The sequence below is a fragment of the Halomonas icarae genome, from assembly GCF_009901955.1.
GTDB classification, from domain to species: domain Bacteria; phylum Pseudomonadota; class Gammaproteobacteria; order Pseudomonadales; family Halomonadaceae; genus Halomonas; species Halomonas icarae.
Genome location: NZ_WUTS01000001.1, coordinates 1,019,888 through 1,039,446, shown reverse-complemented (window position 1 = coordinate 1,039,446; position 19,559 = coordinate 1,019,888). Strand labels below are relative to the sequence as shown.

The following is a 19,559-nucleotide window of genomic DNA, read 5'->3' as shown; positions in this document are numbered from 1 at the left end:
AAGTGTTGCCTCAGTAGGCGAACACTACGCGACGGTTCTGGGCGAAGGCCTGTTCATTCTGGCCACGCGCAGCGGGGCGCTCCTCGCCGTAGCTGACGACCTCGACCTGGGAGGGAGAAACGCCCTGCACGGAGAGAAACTTCTCCACGGAGCGAGCGCGTCGCTCACCCAGCGCCATGTTGTACTCGCGAGTCCCGCGCTCGTCGGTGTGCCCCTGGAGCACCACGCGGACATTGCCATTCTCGCGCAAATAGCGGGCATTGGCGGCCAGGACCGGTTCGAACTCGCTGCGGATTCGGTCGCTGTCGAACTCGAAATAGACCGTACGCTGCTGCGGAATGCGTCCATCCGCCTGCTGCCCGGCCGCACCCGACGTGCCGCCGTAACCGGAGCCACTGGTGCGGCCATCACTCACGCCACTGCTGCTGACGCCGCTACCATCGCGGGTTCCGTCCATGGCGCCATCCTGGGTACCGCCGGTGCTGGAGCAGCCGGCCACCAGGGCCAGCGACAGGGCTACCGCCAGGGAACGGGCATAGGGCTTGAATTGCATCGTTTCATACTCCTGAAGGATCAGTTCATGAAAGGTGACCACGCGGGCTCGCGCACATCACCTTGAGCGGAGGGCAGTCGGAAGGAGGCACGGCCATCCGCGGTGACTGCCCCCAGCACCCCGCTGTTACCCTGCTGGGTGGCGAAGATTACCATGGTCCCGTTGGGCGCAACACTGGGCGACTCGTCCCAGCGAGAGTCGCTGAGCGTCACCAGGCGACCGCTCCCCAGGTCCTGGCGAGCGACCTGGTAACCGTTGCTGGAACGGTGGATCAGGAACAGCGCCTCGCCGTCCGGCGAGAAGCGTCCTCGGGCATTGTAGTTGCCGGTGAAGGTGAGGCGCTTCTGCTCCCCGCTGGCCAGGTCATGGCGATAGAGCTGGGGGCCGCCGCTGCGGTCGGAGGTAAATACCAGGCTGCGTCCGTCCGGTCCCCAGGAGGGCTCGGTATCGATGGCCGAGTCATTGGTGATGCGCTGCAGGCTGCGCGAGCCGATGTCCATCACATAGATCTCCGGCTGGCCATCCTTGGAGAGCGACATCGCCAGTCGGCGGCCGTCGGGTGACCAGGCCGGCGCCCCATTGATGCCGGTGAAGGAGCTGATACGCGCCCGCTTACCGGTTTCAATGTCTTGCACATAGATCGCCGACCGCTCGGTCTCGAAGGAGACATAGGCCAGCTTGCGGCCATCCGGTGACCAGGCCGGCGACAGGATCGGTTGCGGGGAACTCAGCACCTGCTGGCTGTTGTGTCCATCGGCATCGGCCACATAGAGCGCGAACTGCATATTGTCACCGACTCCCTGGGAGGTGACATAGGCAATGCGAGTGGAAAAGGCGCCACGAATCCCGGTGATCGCCTCGAATATCTGGTCGCTGATATGGTGGCCGGCGCCGCGCAGTTCACCCGCGCTGGCGGTGACCACCTCACCGAGCATGCGCTTCTCGCCACTGACATCCATCAGCTCGAAGCGCAGCCGATAGCCCTCGCCCTCCTGCGTGGCGCTGCCCACCACCAGGTAGCGAACATCCAATGCCTTCCAGTTACCGTATCGCACCTCATCGGCACTGGCCGGCTGATCCATCATCTGACGACGCGGCAGCGGGTCGAAGTAACCGCTGCGTTCGAGATCATCATGAACCACCCGAGCCACATCCTCGGGCAGCCCTTCGGTGCCCGCGAAGGGGACCACGGCAATGGGCGTGGCACTCTCGTTGCCCCGAGTGATCTCGATGGTCAGGTCGGCCTGGGCAAGCTGACTCACCATCAGCAGGGCGGCGGTCAGCCATGCAGTCATCAAGGATTTCATCAGCGTACGTCTCCCGGTCTGAAGCGCAGATTGAATTGACGGTAATCGCGTTGCACGCCGGCTGGCAACTGTCGCAGTTCGGCGAATGGCGCGGCTGCCTCGACGGCCTGCACGGCGGATCGATCGAAGGCGCTGTCACCACTGGAGCGGGAGACCTCGGCGACAAACAGCTCCCCCGAGGGGCCCAGTCGCACCGAGATCTCGGCCGTTGCTCCCGAGGAGATATTGGGCGGAATACGCCAGGCCTGCTCCACGGCCCGGCGTACCAGGGCAATAAAGTCGTTGGCGGCCTGCTGCCCCTGTTGCGCATTGGCGACACGTTCGTCCGCCCCCTCGATCAACCGCTGCATCTCGGCCTCGGCCTGTTCACGAGCCAAGCGGGCCTGCTCCTCGGCCTCCCGCTGTCGGGCGGCCTCCTCCTCGCGGCGGCGCTGTGCCTCGGCTTCCTGTTCACGCCGGGCCTGCTCCTCGGCCTCGCGCTGACGAGCGGCCTCCTCCTCGCGGCGGCGCTGTGCCTCGGCTTCCTCTTCACGCCGGGCCTGCTCCTCGGCCTCGCGCTGTTGGGCGGCCTCCTCCTCACGACGGCGCTGTGCCTCGGCTTCGCGCTCGCGTTGTGCCTCTGCCTCGGCGTCACGCTGCTGCTGGAGACGGCGCGTCTCGGCTTCCGCCTCCTCGGCACGCCGTACCGCTTCGGCTTCGGCGGCCTGGCGCGCGGCTTCACGCGCCTGCTCCTCGGCGGCCTGGTCGGACTGGCGCTGTGCCTCCTGGGTGGCCGCCTCTTCCGCCGCCTGGCGTTGCTCCTCCTGGGCGGCCGCCTCTTCCGCCGCCTGTCTGGCCAGGGCACGCTGACGCGCCTCTTCGGCACGCTGGGCCTGGTCGGTGACCGTCTCGGTACTGACCAGGGTCGCCTGAACAATGGACGAGGCGCTGGGCTCATGCTCCCTGGTTGGCAGACTGATCACGCTGAACAGCAACACCAGCACATGCAGCCCTACCGCCAGCAGCGTCGGTACCCCATAGCCTACCCGAGCCTGTCGTCTGGCCATGGTGAGCTTACTCCCCCCCACTCGGCGGCTCGGAGATCAGGCCGACACTACCGACGCCGGCGGTCTGCAGCGTGCCCATCAGGGTCACCACCTGACCATAGGAGACGTTGCGGTCACCGCGCACCATCACCGGGGTCCCGGGCTTGCGTTCGAGCAGGATGATCACCCGATCGGCCAGCTCCTCGAGGGGCATGGCGGTCTCCTCGCCACCGATGGAGAGATAGTGCTGGCCCTCGCGATCCACCGACACGATGATCGGGTCACTATCCTCCGGAGGATTGATGGGCTCAGAGGCCACCTGGGGCAGATCGACGTCCACCCCCTGAGTCAGCATCGGCGCGGTGATCATGAAGATGACCAGCAACACCAGCATGACGTCGATAAAGGGAACCACATTGATCTCGGCGAGGGGCTTGCGGGCTCCCCCGCGATGAAAGGGTCCATGCATGTCGTGACTCCCTCAGGCGCCGCCGGCGTCGGACCGACCCTGCAAGTTGCGGTGCAGGATGGAGTGGAACTCCTCGGCGAAATCCTCGTACTTGCCGAGCAGTCGGCCCGATTCGGCGGAGAGGCGGTTGTAGAAGACCACCGCCGGGATGGCGGCAAACAGGCCCATGGCGGTGGCTATCAGCGCTTCGGCAATCCAGGGGGCGACGGTGGAGAGAGTCGCCTGTTGGGCCATGGAGAGCGACTGGAAGGAGCCCATGATGCCCCATACCGTGCCGAACAGGCCGATATAGGGACTGGCCGAGGCCACGGTGGCGAGGAACACCAGGTGCAGGTTGAGTCGCTCCTCCTCCCGGGACCAGGCCACGCGCATGCTGCGCTGGACGCCGTCGAGGATCGCCTGGGGGCTGCGGGTCTTGGGCATCAGGCGGTTGAACTCGCGAAAGCCGGCGCGAAAGATATGCTCGGCGCCCTGGGTCTCCTGCTCCGGGGGCACCTCGCGATAGAGCTCGTTGAGGTCAACTCCGGACCAGAAGCGATCCTCGAAGCCACGATGGGCCTTGCGGGCGCGTCGCATCATGAAGGTGCGCTGGAAGATCACGACCCACGACAGGATCGAGCCCACCGTAAGCAGCAGCATGACCAGCTGCACCACGGTGCTGGCGTTCATGATCAGATGGGGGATGGACATGGCGTCGTTCACGGGAATCCTCGTCAGGCTTGGTATTGAGCAGAAGTGGGATGCAGCAGCTCGGCGAGCGGGGCCGGCCAGGGTGTCGGCCTGTGGCGTCTGGCATCGATACAGGCGATGTCGACCCGGGCTTCGCACAGAGGTTCCCCGTGGCGGGTCACCTGCTGCTCGAACTGCAGCCGAACACGTCCTGCGGACAGCACATCGGCACTCACCTCGAGGGCGTCATCCAGCCTGGCAGACGAGAGGTAGCGGCACTCGAGACGGTGGACCACCAGCTGCACGCCGCTCTCGAACAGCTCGCGCTGAGTGATGCCCCGGGCGCGCAGCCATTCGCTGCGCGCCCGCTCCATGTACTTGAGGTAATTGACGTAGTAGACGATACCGCCGGCATCGGTATCCTCGATATAGACCCTTACCGGGAAGCGAAACCCGCTCATGGCCGCGTCTCCCCCGCCGCATCCTCGGCACTCGCCGAAGGGGCCAGGCCGAAATGCTGCCAGGCCTGACGGGTAACGACGCGGCCTCGGGCGGTGCGCATCATCAGCCCCTGCTGGATCAGGTAGGGCTCGATCACGTCCTCGATGGTGTCTCGCTCCTCGCCGATGGCAGCGGCCAGGGAGTCCACCCCCACCGGCCCCCCATCGAACTTCTCGATCATCGCGACCAGCAGGCGGCGATCCATATGGTCGAGGCCATGCTGGTCCACGTGAAGCATGTCCAGGGCACGATCGGCGATGGCGGCATCGATATGGCCATTGCCGCGAACCTCGGCATAGTCACGCACTCGACGCAGCAGCCGATTGGCGATACGCGGCGTGCCGCGGGAACGACGTGCCACCTCGAGGGCACCCTCCGGATCGGCATCGACCCCCATCAGACGAGCCGAGCGGGCCACGATCTCGGTGAGTTCCTCGATGGCATAGAACTCAAGCCTCTGAACGATGCCAAAGCGGTCGCGCAGCGGTGAGGTGAGAAGCCCCGCTCGGGTGGTGGCGCCAACCAGGGTGAAGGGAGGCAGGTCGAGCTTGATGGAGCGCGCCGCCGGCCCCTCTCCGATCACGATATCGAGCTGGAAGTCCTCCATGGCGGGATAGAGAATCTCTTCCACCACCGCCGAGAGCCGATGGATCTCGTCGATAAACAACACATCACCGGGCTCGAGGTTGGTGAGCATGGCGGCAAGGTCGCCTGCGCGCTCCAGCACCGGTCCGGAGGTCGACTTGAGCCCGACCTCCATCTCTTCGGCGATGATATTGGCCAGCGTCGTCTTGCCGAGCCCCGGGGGGCCGAAGATCAGGGTATGGTCGAGACTCTCGCTGCGCCCGCGAGCCGCTCCGATAAAGATATCGAGCTGTTCGCGTACCCGGGGCTGACCGATGTAGTCGGTCAGCCGCTTGGGGCGGATGGCGCGGTCGACGGGCTCTTCTCCTTCGCGGACGTCGGCGGCGATCAGGCGGTCGCTCTCCAGCATGACGCTACCCCGCCATCCGGCGGCTGAGGGCCGCCTTGATCATGGCTTCGGTGGAGGGCTCGCCCTCCAGGCCGGCGAGCATCCTGGACGCCTCGGTCGGCTTGTAGCCGAGGCTGACCAGCGCCGCTTCGGCGTCGGCCAGCGTGTCCCTTGGCGAACCCGCGGGGGGCTCGCCCTCCCCCCCGTCCAACAGGGCAGCCTCGGGGGCCTCCCAATGAGGGAAACGGTCGCGCATCTCGATGATCAACCGCTCGGCGGTCTTCTTGCCGACCCCGGGGAGTCGCGTCAGGGACTTGATGTCATCATCCAGAACACAGCGCCGAAAGGCGCCCTCGTCCATGCCCGAGAGAATCGCCAATGCCAGCTTGGGCCCCACCCCGTTGACCTTGATCAGGGCGCGGAACATGGTGCGCTCCTGCTCGCGCAGAAAGCCATACAGCAGGTGAGCATCATCCCGGACGGTGAGATGCGTGTAGAGAGATATCGTTTCGCCGGCGGCCGGCAGCGCCACCAGTGTGGTCATGGACGCTTCCAGCTCATAGCCGACGCCGGCCACATCTACCACCAACCAGGGGGGCTGTTTATCGAGAAGCGTACCTCGCAGGCGTCCGATCATCGAAAGTCGTATCCTTGCATCAGGGAAGACGGCAGAGGCCGTCGATGCCGCCACTATACTGGTCGGTCACAGGGCTGACCAGTCCAGCAGAACGGCGTTCGAGAACATCAGTGACGTCGCCATATAGCGACAGTGTCAGGGGCGAAAATCCCGCCAGGAAGCGCCCTTGCGCCGGCTGCGATGACCTCCGAAGCTACCGCTGGTCAACAGGCCCCGACGCGCATGGGCGTGGGTCAAGGCGATGGCCAGGGCATCCGCGGCATCGGCCTGGGGCGTCGCGGAGAGCCCCAGTATGGCGGTGACCATATGCTGGACCTGGAGCTTGTCGGCGCGCCCCGACCCGGTGACCGCCTGCTTGATCTGGCGCGGCCCATATTCGCTCACCGCCAACCCGTGGTTGGCGGCACACACGATGGCGGTGCCTCGTGCCTGGCCCAGCTTCAGGGCGGAGTCGGCATTCTTTGACATCACTACCTGTTCGATGGCGAACTCGACAGGACGGTGTACGGCGATCAATTCGGCAACGCCGGCATAGACCTGGGCGAGCTTCTGGGCCAGTTCGTCGGCACGAATGCGAATGCAGCCACTGGCCACATAACGCGGCGTGGCGCTCGCCACATCCAGCACACCATAGCCGGTGATGCGTGAGCCGGGATCGATGCCGAGTATCAGCATGAGTCGGCCTCAGTCGATGGCATCGAGCACGGCATCGTCAAACTCCGCGTTGGTGGTGACATTCTGGACGTCATCCAGGTCCTCGAGCATATCGATCAGCCGGATCACCTTGCGAGCCAACTCCTCGTCGGCGATGGGCGTGGTCGTCTCCGGGAACAGCCCCAGCTCACTGCGTTCCGGCGTTATCCCTGCCTCGATCAGCGCCTCCTTGACTTCATGGTACGCATCGGGACTGGTGACTACCTCCAGGCTGTCGTCCTCCAGGGTCACGATATCCTCGGGTTCGGCCTCCAGGGTGGCCTCGATTACTGCCTCTTCCGAGAGGCCAGCGGGGAGCGCCAGGCGCCCCTGCTTGTGAAACATGAAGGCCACCGAGCCGCTGGTGCCGAGGTTGCCACCACTCTTGTTGAAGGTGTGTCGCACCTCGGAGACGGTCCGGTTGCGGTTATCGGTGAGGCACTCGACCATCACCGCCACCCCCTCCGGCCCATAGCCTTCGTAGATGCACTCCTCCATGGCGTCGCCGTCGACATTGCCGGCGCCACGATCGATGGCGCGCTGCACGGTGTCCTTGGCCATATTGCTGGAGAGTGCCTTGTCGACGGCGGCGCGCAGACGCGGGTTATCCGCCGGGTCCGGGCCACCCTGGCGCGCGGCCACGGTCAGTTCACGAATCAGCTTATTGAAGATCTTGCCGCGCTTGGCGTCTTGAGCCGCCTTGCGATGCTTGATGTTGGACCACTTGCTGTGCCCAGCCATTCTCTTCTCCTTAGCTTCAACATGACACCGGCGCCCCTCGGGCGCCGGTGTGATCACTTCGGGTCGGAGTCGCCGTTACTCGCCGGCGGTCTCCGCCCTCGCCTTCTGCCGCAGGCGGATATTGAGCTCCTTGAGCTGGTCGCCACTGACCTCGCCCGGGGCGTCGGTCATCAGGCAGGCCGCGCTCTGGGTCTTGGGGAAGGCGATCACCTCGCGGATGGTGCGTCCGCCGGTCATCAGCATCACCAGTCGGTCGAGCCCGAAGGCCAGGCCGCCGTGGGGGGGGGCGCCGTACTGGAGGGCGTCGAGCAGGAAGCCGAACTTCTCGCGAGCCTCCTCTTCGCCGATGCCGAGGATCTCGAATACCTGGCGCTGCATCGCCTGATCATGGATACGAATGGAGCCGCCACCCAGCTCGGTGCCGTTGAGCACCATGTCATAGGCCCGCGAGAGCGCCCCGGCGGGGTTCTCCTTGAGTTCCTCGGGGCTGCAGGCCGGCGAGGTGAAGGGGTGGTGCAGCGGGCTCAGGCGGCCATTGTCGTCGGCCTCGAACATGGGGAAATCCACCACCCACAGCGGCGACCACTCCTGGGTATAGAGGTCGAGATCCTCACCCAGCTTGACCCGCAGCGCGCCGATCGCCTCGTTGACGATGCGTGCCTTGTCGGCACCGAAGAAGATGATGTCGCCATCCACTGCACCTACCCGCTCGAGCAGCTCCTCGACCACGTTCTCCATGAACTTGACGATGGGCGACTGCAGTCCCTCGAGGCCCTTGGCGCGCTCGTTGACCTTGATCCAGGCCAGGCCCTTGGCGCCGTAGATGCCGACGAACTTGGTATACTCGTCGATCTCCTTGCGGGACAGCTTGGCCCCACCCGGCACCCGCAGGGCGGCCACACGACCGTCGTCGGCGCTGGCCGGACCGGAGAAGACCTTGAAGTCGACCTGCTTCATCAGGTCGTCGACGTCGGTAAGCTCGAGCGGAATGCGCAGATCGGGCTTGTCGGAGCCGTAGCGGTTCATCGCCTCCTGCCAGGTCATGCGCGGGAAGTCGGGGAGCTCCACGCTGAGTACGTCCTGGAAGAGCTGGCGAATCATCGCCTCGGTGATGCCCATGATGTCCTCTTCCTCCACGAAGGAGGCCTCGAGGTCGATCTGGGTGAACTCCGGCTGACGGTCGGCGCGCAGGTCCTCGTCGCGGAAGCACTTGGCGATCTGGTAGTAGCGATCGAAGCCCGCCACCATCAGCAGCTGCTTGAAGAGCTGCGGCGACTGGGGCAGTGCGAAGAAGCTACCCGCATGGGTTCGGCTCGGCACCAGGTAGTCACGGGCACCCTCGGGGGTGGCGCGGGTCAGGATCGGGGTCTCGATGTCGAGGAAGCCCTGCCCCTCGAGGTAAGCGCGTACGCTGTGAGAGATGCGTGAGCGCAGACGCAGCTTGTCGATCATCTCGGGGCGACGCAGGTCGATATAGCGGTGCTTGAGACGCACCTCCTCACCGACCTTGCCGTGCTCGTCGAGCTGGAACGGCGGCGTGGCCGCGGTGTTGAGCACCTCTACCTGCTTGGCCAGCACCTCGATCATGCCGGTGGGCATGTTCGGGTTTTGCGTGCCCTCGGGGCGCAGCCGCACACGGCCCTGGATGCGCAGCACAAACTCGCTGCGGGCGCGGTCGGCATTGGCGAAGGCCTCGGCGGTGTCGGGGTCGACCACGACCTGGGCGATACCATCACGATCGCGCATGTCGAGGAAGATCACGCCCCCGTGGTCACGGCGGCGGTGTACCCAGCCGCACAGGGTGACCGTCTGGTCCACCAGGGTCTCGTTGAGCTGGCCGCAATAATGGCTGCGCATGTCGTGTCCTGTTCTGTTGCGTGGTGTAAGTCAAATGGTGTTCGAGTAACGGGGTCGAACCGCTGGGGGGTGGCGGCCTGAGGGCCGCCACCCCATCCTGCTAGTCTGGCGTGGCGCCGGAGGAGGCGCCGCCATTATCGGCAAGATTCTTCTTGTTGCCGGACTTGAAGTCGGTCTCGTACCAGCCGTCACCGGCCAGACGGAAGCCGGCAGCGGAGACCAGGCGGGTCAGCGCCGAGGTCGTGCAGGCGGGACAGTCGGTCAACGGCTCGGCGCTCAACTTCTGAAGCTTTTCGAGGCGATGGCCGCAACCCTTGCACTCGTATTCGTAGATGGGCATGGTTTGATCACTCCAAATCGTCACTACCCAGTTCAGGACGCGGTCGGGCCCGACCCGACCCCAATGAATATGGGGCCGAGTGTGGCGTCTTCCAAGCCTGCCAAAGCGCGCTATTATAGCGCGCCTCATACCTATGCGGGCAAGGCGCCCCTCATCCAACGAGGAACCCTGTAATGAAAGCCGTCCTTCTCGATGCCGCAAGCCTCGGTCCCGATATCGACCTCGCCCCCCTTCACGAACAGGTCGACGAGCTGGTGGTGTACGAGCGCAGCGCCACCCACGAGGCCCAGACCAGGCTGACAGACGCCGAGGTCGCCATCGTCAACAAGGTGGTCCTGGATGCCGCGACACTGGAGGCACTGCCCTCCCTGAAACTGATCTGCGTGCTGGCCACGGGCACCAACAATATCGACATGGCCGCGGCTCGGCGCCTGGGGGTAGAGGTCAGGAACGTGACCGGTTACGGCACCGCCAGTGTCGCCCAGCACACCCTGATGCTGCTGCTGACCCTGGCCAATCGCCTGCCGCGCTACGGCCGCGATGTGGCGGCGGGTCGCTGGAACGAGAGCCCCTTCTTTTGCCTGATGGACCATCGCACCCTGCAGCTCGAAGGGAAGCATCTGGCGATTGTCGGGCAAGGGGAGCTGGGTGGCCGCGTGGCCCAGCTGGCCGAGGCCCTGGGCATGCGGGTGACCTTCACCGCCAGGCCCGGCAACGAGGCTCAGGATCAGCGTCCCGGCCTCGCCGATCTGGCCCCGGAGGTCGACGCCATCAGTCTGCACTGCCCTCTCAATGAAGCGACCCACCACCTGGTGGGTGGCGACCTGCTGGCCAGGATCAAGCCCGGCGCCCTGCTGATCAACTGTGCCAGGGGCGGCATCATCGACGAGGTCGCGGCTCTGACGGCCCTTCGCGAGGGTCGCCTCGGTGGACTGGCGGTCGATGTGCTCCCCGAGGAGCCTCCCCGAGATGGCCACCCGCTGCTCGATGCCTTGAATGAACCGCTCAACCTGATCGTCACGCCCCACAATGCCTGGATCACCCCCGAGGCACGCCAGAATGTGGTGACACTGACGGCCAATAACCTGAGTGACTGGAAGCGGGGGCAGTGATCATGCAGCGGCTCGACAACCCTCAGGCCGAGGCCAGGGTCGGCAGCGCCCCTCGGTTCCTCTGCTATAACTACGGTTCCATCAACCTTGATCATGTCTACCGTGTGCCCCACCTGGTGGCACCGGGAGAGACACTGGCGAGCCATGACTACAGCGTAGGGCTGGGTGGCAAGGGCGCCAACCAGTCGCTGGCCATGGCCCGGGCCGCCGGATCCATCAGCCACTGGGGTCGCCTGGGCCAGCAGGATGCCTGGGCTCGTGACACCCTGTCCCGGGCGGGGGTCGACGTCGAGAGAGTGACGCTGCTCGATGGCCCCAGTGGCCACGCCATCATCCAGGTCGATGACCAGGGAGAAAACGCCATCATCCTGTTCCCGGGGGCCAACCATGGCACCACCCAGCAGGAGCTGGCAGAGCTCGTTGCCACCACCCAGTCGGGCGACTGGCTGCTGCTGCAGAACGAATGCAGCGGGCTCGAGACGCTGATCCCACTGGCCGTCGAACATGGGCTGAAGGTAGCCTTCAACCCGGCGCCCATGGATGACAATGTGGCTCGGCTCCCGCTTCATCTGTGCTCACTGCTCTTCGTCAACCGCACGGAGGCCGCCCTGCTTGTCGGGCTCTCCGTGGAGAGCCGTGCCCAGGAGCTGCTCGACGCTCTGGCACAGCGACTACCCGAGACCGAGATAGTACTGACCCTGGGGGGAGAAGGCGCCTGGCACCAGCAGCACGGCATCTGCCGACATCAGCCGGCGCTACCGGTCGTGGCCGTCGACACCACTGCGGCCGGCGACACCTTTATCGGCTACTACCTGGCGGCACTTCAGGCTGGCAGGTCGGTCGACGACTGCCTGCGTCATGCCGCTACCGCCGCGGCTCTTGGGGTGCAGCGGTCCGGCGCTGCAGAGAGCATCCCCACCCTCGATGAAGTCCAGCGCGCCCTGCAGGCCCCGATCTCCCCCGATGCTCCCGTCGACCCTCAAACCCCGTAACCCGGAGAGTAATGTGACCCACTCCATCATCTTTGATACGGACCCGGGCGTGGACGATGCCCAGGCCATCGCCATTGCCCTGCGCCACCCGGAGGTCGACCTGCTTGGCATGACGACCACCTACGGCAACGTGGATGTCGAGACCGCCACCCACAACGCCCTGCTGCTCGCCGAGCTGGCCGGGCGCAAGATTCCCGTGGCCCAGGGCGCCGCGGCACCATTGATCAAGCCGCGCCACGCCCCTCCCGCCCATATTCATGGCGCCAATGGCCTGGGCAATATCACGCTGCCGACGGTAAGCGGTCGAGCGGAGAGTCGGTGTGCCGCGCAGTTCATCGTCGATACGGTGAATGAGCGCCCCGGAGAGGTGACCCTGGTCGCCGTTGGCCCCTTGGGCAATCTGGCGGCGGCGCTACAGCTAGACCCGACACTTGTCGACAAGGTGAAGGGTGTGGTTGTCATGGGGGGCTCCATCCGTGAAGGGGGAAACGTGACCCCTGTGGCCGAAGCCAACATGTTCAACGATCCGGATGCAGCGGCGCGGGTGCTTACCGCTGGCTGGCCGTTGACCCTGGTGGGTCTGGATGTCACCCATCGCTGCGTGCTGACGCCAGCCCATATGGCGCGGATCGAGGGCGGCCAGGGCGAGCTCGGCCGGGTGCTGGCAGGCAGTTACGCCTTCTACCGTGACTTCTATCAGTCGGCTCTGGGCATCGACGGTTGCTGCCCCCACGACAGCTGCGCCCTGGCCTGGCTGCTGCGCCCGGAGCTGTTCACCACCTCACGGGGCCACCTCTCGGTGGTGACCGAGGGGGACGCCGAGGGCCAGACACTCTTCGCACCCGAGGGACGTGACTTTATCGAGGATCGCTGGTCGCGCACTCCGCTGGTGGATGTGTGCCTCGGGGTCGAGGGACAGACCGTCAGCGACTGGATCGCCGAGGTGCTTGCCTGAGCCGTCAATCTCCCACCTAACCGGTGCGAAAGTCATCCGGGGCATGCGTCTCGACAACATTGAACTCCACATGGGTGACCCGGGCATGCTCCGGGCCCCTCCAGAGCCATTCACCGACCTCCCGGACCGCTGCGGGTCGGCCGCAAAGCAGCACCTCCACCCGGCCGTCAGGCAGATTGATCGCATGGCCGGTCAGGCCCTGCTGCAGCGCCTGCTCCTGGGTGGCACGGCGATACCAGACGCCCTGAACCTTGCCGGTCACCAGGGCCTTCACGCAGGTCGTCTCCATGACGCGCTCCTTGTCGATACATCTATGATGTCTTCTCCACCAGCCGGAGCCCATCGCGGTCAGCCGCCAAGATCACGCTCCAGCAACTCGCGCTTGACCTCCACGGCGGTGACCCGGGGCACCAGGGGCCTGCCTCTCGCGATAAGGTGGCAGCGGGTAAAGGCCGCCCCGAACAAAAGTATTAGAGAAGAATAATAGACCCAGAGCAGGATCATCACCACCGACCCTGCCGCCCCATAGGTGGAGGCGGTAGCCGTGTGCGAGAGGTAGAGGGCGATCATCGACCGGCCTACCGCAAACAGCAGCGCCGTGACCACGGCTCCTACCATGACGTCTCGCCAGCCAAGCACCACATCGGGAAGGACCTTGAAGATAGTCGCGAACAGCAGCGAAATGATCACCAGTGAGACCAGGAATTCGGCCCCGGTGGTCAGCGCTCCCACATAGGGCAGCAGTGTGTCGGCGGCCTGCAGGGTGGCGCGCAGCATCACACCGAGGACCAGCGATACCAGCAGGATGAAGCCGATGGAGACCACCACTGCCAACGACAGGAGGCGGTTCTTGATAAAGATCAGTGCACTATTGGCGCTGGGGCGCGCGGTCACCCCCCAGATGGTGTTCAGCGAGAACTGCATCTGGGCAAACACGGTGGTGGCACCCACCAGCAGGGCTCCTACCCCCAGCAGGCTGGGCATCAGCCCCGATTCCTCGATACGCGACTGGGCGACGGCGGCCTCGATGGCCGCGGCGGCATCATGCCCCATGGTGCCCTGCAGCTGAGCGACCATCTGGCCATGAGCCGCCTCCTCGCCAAGCACCAGGCCAATCACGGTGACCGCGATGATGATGGTGGGCGCCAGGGAGAATAGCGTGTAGAAGGCCAGTGAACCCGCGTAGCTGAAGGCATTGCGTTCCAGCCATAGCTGGACCGCCCCCTGCATCACTCGCCACCAGAAGAGCGTCTCGGCCTTGAGCCGGGCGGGCGACAGCTTTCTCGCTTCGAACATCGAACTTCCTTGCTTCCCTGTGATGTCGTCACAGGATAGCCGAACCCCACCCCGTACGTCTCGCCCGCGCCCGGTACATTGCAAGCCATCGGGGTGGCTAACATAATGGCCGGGTAACTCCATCACAGGCCTGCCATGACCCCTTGCACGGACGCCAATTCCGATCGCCCCGATTTTGACTGCCTGGTCTTTATCGGCCGGTTCCAGCCGCCTCACCTTGGACATCTCGCGGTCATCCATGAGGCCCTGAAGCGTGCCAGGCAGGTCATCGTGATGGTGGGGTCGGCCTGGCAGGCGCGCTCGCTTCGCAACCCGTGGCGCTTCGACGAGCGCAGCGCCATGCTACGCAGTGCCTTCGATGCCGAGGAGAATGAGCGGCTGGCCGTGGTGCCACTGCTCGACGCCCTCTATAACAATGATGTCTGGGTGCGTGATGTACAGCGCAAGGTGCGTGATATTGCCAGTCCCCAAGGAGCGCGCCTGCCGCGTATCGGGCTGATCGGGGCCAGCCGCGGCCAGTCGAGCTACTATCTGGCGCTGTTTCCTCAATGGGAGTCGGTGAGCGTGGCGCTGGTAGAGGGAATCTCCGCCAGCCAGATTCGTGAGCGGCTATTCCACTCCAGCCCGTCGGCCGGTGACTACCTCAGCACCGGCGCCTTCCACGATCTGCCGCCCGGGGTCATCGACACCCTCCACGACTTCTGCGCCGGTAATGACTACCGTCAGCTGATCGAGGAGCAGGTGCTGCTCGATCAGTATCGCAGCGCCTGGGCCCAGGCGCCCTACCCGCCCATCTTCGTTACCGTCAACGCGGTGGTCGTGCAGTCGGGGCATGTGCTGCTGGTCAGGCGCACCGCGGCGCCCGGCAAGGGGCTCTACGCCCTGCCGGGAGGCTTCATCAACCCTCATGAGCGTCTGCTGGACGCGTGCCTGCGGGAGCTGCGCGAGCGGGTGCGCCTCAAGGTGCCGGAGCCGGTACTCAAGGGGTCGTTGCGGGGCCAGCGCCTGTTCGATGAGCCGCATCGCAGCTGGCGTGGGCGAACACTGGCCGAGGCCTTCTACTTCGCCCTGCGCCCCGAACAGCAGCTACCCCGTCTCAAGCCGGTACAGGGTGGCGATCACGCACGCTGGGTGGCGCTGGCCGACCTCGACCCGGAGAGCCTGTTCGAGGACCACTTCTTCATCATTCAGGACTTCCTGGGCCTGCCTGCCGATTTCGGCATGCCGTGAGCCGTGAAAGAATCGAAGAATCGTACCCTGTTGTAGATAGAACCCTGTTGCAGTCAGCCCTGAAGAAAGTCGCGCGGCAGTTTCTGCATCTGCTTCCAGAGTTTTTCGACGCCGGGCTTGTGCACCAGAGAGCAGCGGTAAAGGCGTATTTCCAGCGGGATATCCCACTTTTCGTCGCCGGCCCGAACCAGCCGCCCATCTCTCAGCTCTTCGCGAATACAGAAGTCGGGAATCCAGGCCAGCCCCATGCCCTGCATCACCATGCCCTTGAGTCCTTCCGCCATGGCGGTCTCGTAGACGGTGCGCAGGCGCAGGCGCAGTGGGTCGTTCTTGAGCAACATGCGCACGCTGCGCCCCAGGAAGGCGCCCTGGGTGTAGGCGAGATAGGGGACCGGCTCCTCCGCCTGTAGGGGAAAGCGCGGTTCACCATCCTCATCCGGCAGACAGACCGGTGCCATCTTGACCTGGCCGATGGAGAACGAGGGGAACACCTCGGAGTCCAGCTGCATGGTGGCGTGGGAGTCGTGATAGGCCAGCATCAGATCACAGTTGCCTTCGCGCAGCACATGGATGGCCTCCCCCACGTTCATGGCCACCAGGCGCGTGGGAAGCTCGCCGATACCCTGCTGCAGGCGCGATATCCATGGCGGGAAGAAGCTCAATGCCAGGGAGTGGGCGGCAACGATGTCCAGGGCCTCGTTGGCCATGGCAAGGCCTCGCAGATGCCCCAGGCTTTCGTTGAGCTGCTCGACCAGGTTGCGTGCCGTGATCAGGAAAAGCTGCCCTTCTGGCGTCAATCCGACCGGCGTGGTGGAACGGTCGACCAGCGTGGCCCCGACTGCCTGCTCCAGGGAGCGAATACGGCGACTGAAGGCGGGCTGAGTCACATGACGCTGGCGAGCCGAAGCGGAAAAACTGCGTGTATTAGCCAGGGCAACGAAGTCCTCTAGCCATTTGGTCTCGAGGTTCACCGTGACTCCCGATTCATGATGAGGGTAACGACCGGGCTTGCCGATCACCGCAAGTAATTAATATATCACTGAATTGGCGCCATCAGGTAGGCGGCCCTGGACATCAGCTTGCGCCATAACGGCCGCGACGTGACTTCCTCGACGCTGATCTCCCGGCAGTGACTGAAATCCTCCTCGAGCATCCGCTCAACCTGGGCGGCAAACTGGCGATCCGGAAGGAAGGCCGTGATCTCGAAGTTGAGCCGGAAAGAGCGGTTGTCGAGGTTAACCGTGCCGACGCTGGCCGCCGCCTGATCGATCAGCATCACCTTCTGATGCAGGAAGCCGGGCTGATAGCGATAGACCCTGACGCCGGCACGCAGCATGTCTGGCAGAAAGGAGAAGGCTGACAGGAACACCAGCAGATGGTCGGGGCGTTCGGGGATCATGATTCGAACGTCCACACCGCGCATGGCCGCCAGGCGCAGGGCGTCCTGCACGCTCTGGTCGGGCACGAAGTAGGGACTGGTGACCCAGAAGCGCTCTCTTGCGCTGTGGATGGCGTGCTGGACCAACAAGCTAGCGGTATCTTGCGTATCCGCCGGCCCCGAGGGCACGATCACCACATCATGGCACTCCTCGCAGATGGTGGTCGGTATCCAGGAGAGATTGATCAGTTCACCGGTCGCCCAGTGCCAGTCCTCCCAGAACGCCTCCTGCAGTCCCAGCACGCTGGGGCCGGTAAGCTTGAGATGGGTGTCACGCCATGGACCGTGTCGTGGATGCTGCCCCAGGTATTCGATGCCGACATTGAAACCGCCGACCCAGCCCTCCTTTCCATCCACCACCACGACCTTGCGGTGGTTGCGGAAGTTGATCTGGAATCGATGACGAAGGCCACGCGATGAGCGAAAGGCGTAGACTTCGATCCCCGCCTCGGCTAGATCACGCAGATAGCCCTCATTCAGCTTGTGGCTACCTATCTTGTCGTACAGAAAATAGACCCGAACGCCACGTTCCACGGCGCGCCGCAGGCACTCCTTGAGCCGCAAACCCAAGGCATCGTTGCGCACGATGAAGAACTGCACCAGCACGTACTCCTCGGCCCTATCGATACCGGCGAACAGGCTGTCGAACGTCGCTTGACCATCGACCAGAAGCTCGGCGCGATTGCCACTGGTCAGCGGCATCTGGGCCAGCTGTTCCACGGCACGTACATCGGGATCCGGAGTATCGGTCAGATAGGGATCGACATGCGAACGGTAGCGTGCCAGAACATGACGCAACACGCTGTCGCGCTCCCCCCGGGCGGTGACATAACCGTAGAAGCGCGGTTGGCCGAAGATCCAGTAGGCGGGTACTGCCAGGTAGGGAAGCGTGATAAGCGAGAGGATCCAGGCGATGGCGCCCTGGGAGGTGCGGCTGGAGAGCAGTGCCAGTATCGCCGAGACGATACCTGCCATGTGAAAGGTGAAGATTACCAGCCCGAACAGCCAGGACGTCATGAACTCTCCCTGCAAAAGAAACACTCGTCGCCGGCTGCGCCGGCTGTGATGGCGCGAGCCCACGCCTTCGCGAGGGAGATTCCCGCAACACCTTGTGGGGGGTCAGCATACCCAAACGACGGCGGCCCCGCCAAGAGGCAGGGCCGCCAGGATCCATCGTCAGGCCTCAGGCGCGCTCGGCGATGATCTCCTTCCACTTGGCGGGCCCCGTCTGATGGACCGAGGTGCCCTGGCTGTCGACCGCGACGGTCACCGGCATGTCCTCCACCTCGAACTCATAGATGGCCTCCATGCCAAGGTCCTCGAAACCCACCACGCGAGCCTTCTTGATCGCTTGAGCCACCAGATAGGCGGAGCCCCCCACTGCCATCAGGTAGACCGCCTTGTTGTCGCGGATGGCCTCGATGGCGGCTTCACCGCGTTCGGCCTTGCCGACCATGCCCATCAGGCCGGTCTCCTCGAGCATGGTGCGTGTGAACTTGTCCATGCGGGTGGCGGTGGTGGGGCCGGCCGGTCCCACCACCTCGTCGCCAACCGGATCCACCGGCCCAACGTAGTAGATGAAGCGACCCTTCATGTCCACGGGCAGTGGCTCACCCTTGGCGATCATGTCGACCATGCGCTTGTGTGCCGCGTCACGACCGGTGAGCAGCTTGCCGTTTAGCAGCAGGGTGTCACCCGGCTGCCAGGTCTGCACTTCTTCCGGTGTGATGTTGTCGAGGTCGACACGCCTGACGTTATCCCCTGCCTCCCGCGTGACCTCGGGCCAGTCCTCTAGCTTCGGCGCCGGCAGTGAGGCCGGACCGCTGCCATCCAGGCTGAAGTGGGCGTGGCGAGTCGCGGCGCAGTTGGGAATGATGGCCACCGGCTTGTTAGCCGCGTGGGTGGGGTAATCCTTGACCTTGATGTCCAGCACCGTGGTCAGGCCACCCAGCCCCTGGGCGCCGATGCCACTCCGATTGACGCGGTCGAACAGCTCAAGGCGTAGCTCCTCGGCACGGTTGGCGGCACCACGGGCCTGCAACTCCTGGATATCGATGGGGTCGAGAAGCGCCTCCTTGGCAATCTCCATCGCCTTCTCCGCGGTGCCGCCGATGCCAATGCCGAGCATTCCCGGTGGGCACCACCCTGCCCCCATCTTGGGCAGCTGCTCCATGACCCAGTCGACCACACTGTCGGACGGGTTGAGCATGGCGAACTTGGACTTCGCTTCGCTACCCCCGCCCTTGGCGGCCACATGCACCTCGACGCGATCCCCCGGCACAATCTTGTGATGAATGATCGCCGGCGTGTTGTCGCCGGTATTTCGGCGGGTGCCGTCAGGATCGGCCAGGACCGAGGCGCGCAGCACGTTATCGGGGAGCTGGTAGGCGCGACGGACGCCCTCGTTGACCATGTCATCGAGGCTCATCTCGGCTTCCCAGCGAACATTCATGCCCACATGCAGGAAGACGGTGACGATGCCGGTGTCCTGGCAGATAGGACGGTGTCCCATGGCGCACATGCGCGAGTTGATCAGGATCTGGGCGATGGCATCCTTGGCCGCAGGATTCTCCTCGCGCTCATAGGCCTGGGCCATGGCATCGATGAAATCCTTGGGGTGGTAGTAGGAGATATACTGCAGCGCATCGGCAACGCTCTGGATCAGGTCATCCTGACGAATCACGGTCATGGGCAAGAAGCTCCTCGGCTTGTCGGCATGCCCGCACCCCGGCGCTATATCACTGCCGGTAAGCGGGCTGAAACGCGAGCAT

General features: G+C 64.7%; 21 protein-coding genes. 4 read left to right on the top strand and 17 right to left on the bottom strand.

Annotated features, from left to right (window positions below):
• Nucleotides 1-10 precede the first annotated feature (10 nt).
• The 12 genes from pal to GRB80_RS04810 form a co-directional block, all read right to left on the bottom strand.
• On the bottom strand, nucleotides 11-553 hold the full coding sequence (gene pal, locus GRB80_RS04865; protein ID WP_161422728.1) for a peptidoglycan-associated lipoprotein Pal: 543 nt from the start codon (nucleotides 551-553) through the stop codon (nucleotides 11-13).
• 20 nt (nucleotides 554-573) lie between these two features.
• The gene (gene tolB, locus GRB80_RS04860; RefSeq protein ID WP_132041059.1) at nucleotides 574-1,860 is read right to left on the bottom strand and encodes a Tol-Pal system beta propeller repeat protein TolB; all 1,287 of its coding nucleotides are present in this window, start codon (nucleotides 1,858-1,860) and stop codon (nucleotides 574-576) included.
• Nucleotides 1,860-2,906: a cell envelope integrity protein TolA gene (gene tolA, locus GRB80_RS04855; protein WP_161422727.1), complete on the bottom strand. Its 1,047-nt coding sequence runs from the start codon at nucleotides 2,904-2,906 to the stop codon at nucleotides 1,860-1,862. Before tolA ends, tolB begins: the two co-directional genes overlap by 1 nt.
• 7 nt (nucleotides 2,907-2,913) lie before the next feature.
• Complete coding sequence (gene tolR / locus GRB80_RS04850; RefSeq protein WP_161422726.1) at nucleotides 2,914-3,354, bottom strand: protein TolR; 441 nt, start codon at nucleotides 3,352-3,354, stop codon at nucleotides 2,914-2,916.
• A gap of 12 nt (nucleotides 3,355-3,366) precedes the next feature.
• Complete coding sequence (tolQ, locus tag GRB80_RS04845; protein ID WP_161422725.1) at nucleotides 3,367-4,056, bottom strand: protein TolQ; 690 nt, start codon at nucleotides 4,054-4,056, stop codon at nucleotides 3,367-3,369.
• A gap of 11 nt (nucleotides 4,057-4,067) precedes the next feature.
• On the bottom strand, nucleotides 4,068-4,484 hold the full coding sequence (ybgC, locus tag GRB80_RS04840) for a tol-pal system-associated acyl-CoA thioesterase (RefSeq protein ID WP_161422724.1): 417 nt from the start codon (nucleotides 4,482-4,484) through the stop codon (nucleotides 4,068-4,070).
• Nucleotides 4,481-5,518, bottom strand: a complete 1,038-nt coding sequence (ruvB, locus tag GRB80_RS04835) for a Holliday junction branch migration DNA helicase RuvB (protein WP_161422723.1) — start codon at nucleotides 5,516-5,518, stop codon at nucleotides 4,481-4,483. Before ruvB ends, ybgC begins: the two co-directional genes overlap by 4 nt.
• 4 nt (nucleotides 5,519-5,522) lie before the next feature.
• Nucleotides 5,523-6,134 (bottom strand): Holliday junction branch migration protein RuvA, encoded by a 612-nt coding sequence (ruvA, locus tag GRB80_RS04830; RefSeq protein WP_161422722.1) that lies wholly within the window; start codon nucleotides 6,132-6,134, stop codon nucleotides 5,523-5,525.
• A 135-nt stretch (nucleotides 6,135-6,269) separates the two neighbouring features.
• The gene (gene ruvC / locus GRB80_RS04825; RefSeq protein ID WP_161422721.1) at nucleotides 6,270-6,809 is read right to left on the bottom strand and encodes a crossover junction endodeoxyribonuclease RuvC; all 540 of its coding nucleotides are present in this window, start codon (nucleotides 6,807-6,809) and stop codon (nucleotides 6,270-6,272) included.
• A gap of 9 nt (nucleotides 6,810-6,818) precedes the next feature.
• Nucleotides 6,819-7,568, bottom strand: coding sequence for a YebC/PmpR family DNA-binding transcriptional regulator (locus GRB80_RS04820; RefSeq protein ID WP_161422720.1), 750 nt, complete (start codon nucleotides 7,566-7,568; stop codon nucleotides 6,819-6,821).
• Between the two features lie 75 nt (nucleotides 7,569-7,643).
• The gene (gene aspS, locus GRB80_RS04815) at nucleotides 7,644-9,425 is read right to left on the bottom strand and encodes an aspartate--tRNA ligase (RefSeq protein ID WP_161422719.1); all 1,782 of its coding nucleotides are present in this window, start codon (nucleotides 9,423-9,425) and stop codon (nucleotides 7,644-7,646) included.
• Nucleotides 9,426-9,525: 100 nt separating this feature from the next.
• Entirely contained in the window at nucleotides 9,526-9,765 is a 240-nt protein-coding gene (locus tag GRB80_RS04810; RefSeq protein ID WP_132041069.1) for an FmdB family zinc ribbon protein, read from the bottom strand.
• Between the two features lie 173 nt (nucleotides 9,766-9,938).
• Here GRB80_RS04810 and GRB80_RS04805 point away from each other — a divergent pair, with 173 nt between their 5' ends.
• The 3 genes from GRB80_RS04805 to GRB80_RS04795 are packed head-to-tail and all read left to right on the top strand — an operon-like array spanning nucleotide 9,939 to nucleotide 12,824.
• Nucleotides 9,939-10,877 carry a D-2-hydroxyacid dehydrogenase gene (locus GRB80_RS04805; RefSeq protein WP_161422718.1) on the top strand — a complete coding sequence of 313 codons (939 nt, stop codon included), beginning with the start codon at nucleotides 9,939-9,941 and terminating at the stop codon, nucleotides 10,875-10,877.
• 2 nt (nucleotides 10,878-10,879) lie between these two features.
• Nucleotides 10,880-11,869 carry a ribokinase gene (locus tag GRB80_RS04800; protein WP_161422717.1) on the top strand — a complete coding sequence of 330 codons (990 nt, stop codon included), beginning with the start codon at nucleotides 10,880-10,882 and terminating at the stop codon, nucleotides 11,867-11,869.
• Nucleotides 11,870-11,882: 13 nt separating this feature from the next.
• Nucleotides 11,883-12,824 (top strand): nucleoside hydrolase, encoded by a 942-nt coding sequence (locus tag GRB80_RS04795; RefSeq protein ID WP_161422716.1) that lies wholly within the window; start codon nucleotides 11,883-11,885, stop codon nucleotides 12,822-12,824.
• A 16-nt stretch (nucleotides 12,825-12,840) separates the two neighbouring features.
• Here GRB80_RS04795 and GRB80_RS04790 read toward each other — a convergent pair whose 3' ends face one another.
• Nucleotides 12,841-13,113, bottom strand: a complete 273-nt coding sequence (locus GRB80_RS04790) for an acylphosphatase (RefSeq protein WP_132041073.1) — start codon at nucleotides 13,111-13,113, stop codon at nucleotides 12,841-12,843.
• 59 nt (nucleotides 13,114-13,172) lie between these two features.
• Nucleotides 13,173-14,120 (bottom strand): YihY/virulence factor BrkB family protein, encoded by a 948-nt coding sequence (locus GRB80_RS04785; RefSeq protein WP_161422715.1) that lies wholly within the window; start codon nucleotides 14,118-14,120, stop codon nucleotides 13,173-13,175.
• Nucleotides 14,121-14,255: 135 nt separating this feature from the next.
• On the opposite strand from GRB80_RS04785, the gene GRB80_RS04780 reads away from it, so the two are divergent.
• Nucleotides 14,256-15,350 (top strand): bifunctional nicotinamide-nucleotide adenylyltransferase/Nudix hydroxylase, encoded by a 1,095-nt coding sequence (locus tag GRB80_RS04780; RefSeq protein ID WP_132041075.1) that lies wholly within the window; start codon nucleotides 14,256-14,258, stop codon nucleotides 15,348-15,350.
• A 53-nt stretch (nucleotides 15,351-15,403) separates the two neighbouring features.
• Here GRB80_RS04780 and GRB80_RS04775 read toward each other — a convergent pair whose 3' ends face one another.
• The 3 genes from GRB80_RS04775 to GRB80_RS04765 form a co-directional block, all read right to left on the bottom strand.
• A complete protein-coding gene (locus GRB80_RS04775) occupies nucleotides 15,404-16,321 on the bottom strand; it encodes a LysR substrate-binding domain-containing protein (protein ID WP_132041076.1) in 918 nt (305 codons plus the stop codon).
• A gap of 65 nt (nucleotides 16,322-16,386) precedes the next feature.
• A complete protein-coding gene (cls, locus tag GRB80_RS04770; protein ID WP_161422714.1) occupies nucleotides 16,387-17,805 on the bottom strand; it encodes a cardiolipin synthase in 1,419 nt (472 codons plus the stop codon).
• A gap of 166 nt (nucleotides 17,806-17,971) precedes the next feature.
• Nucleotides 17,972-19,477 carry a fumarate hydratase gene (locus GRB80_RS04765; protein ID WP_161422713.1) on the bottom strand — a complete coding sequence of 502 codons (1,506 nt, stop codon included), beginning with the start codon at nucleotides 19,475-19,477 and terminating at the stop codon, nucleotides 17,972-17,974.
• Nucleotides 19,478-19,559: the final 82 nt, after the last annotated feature.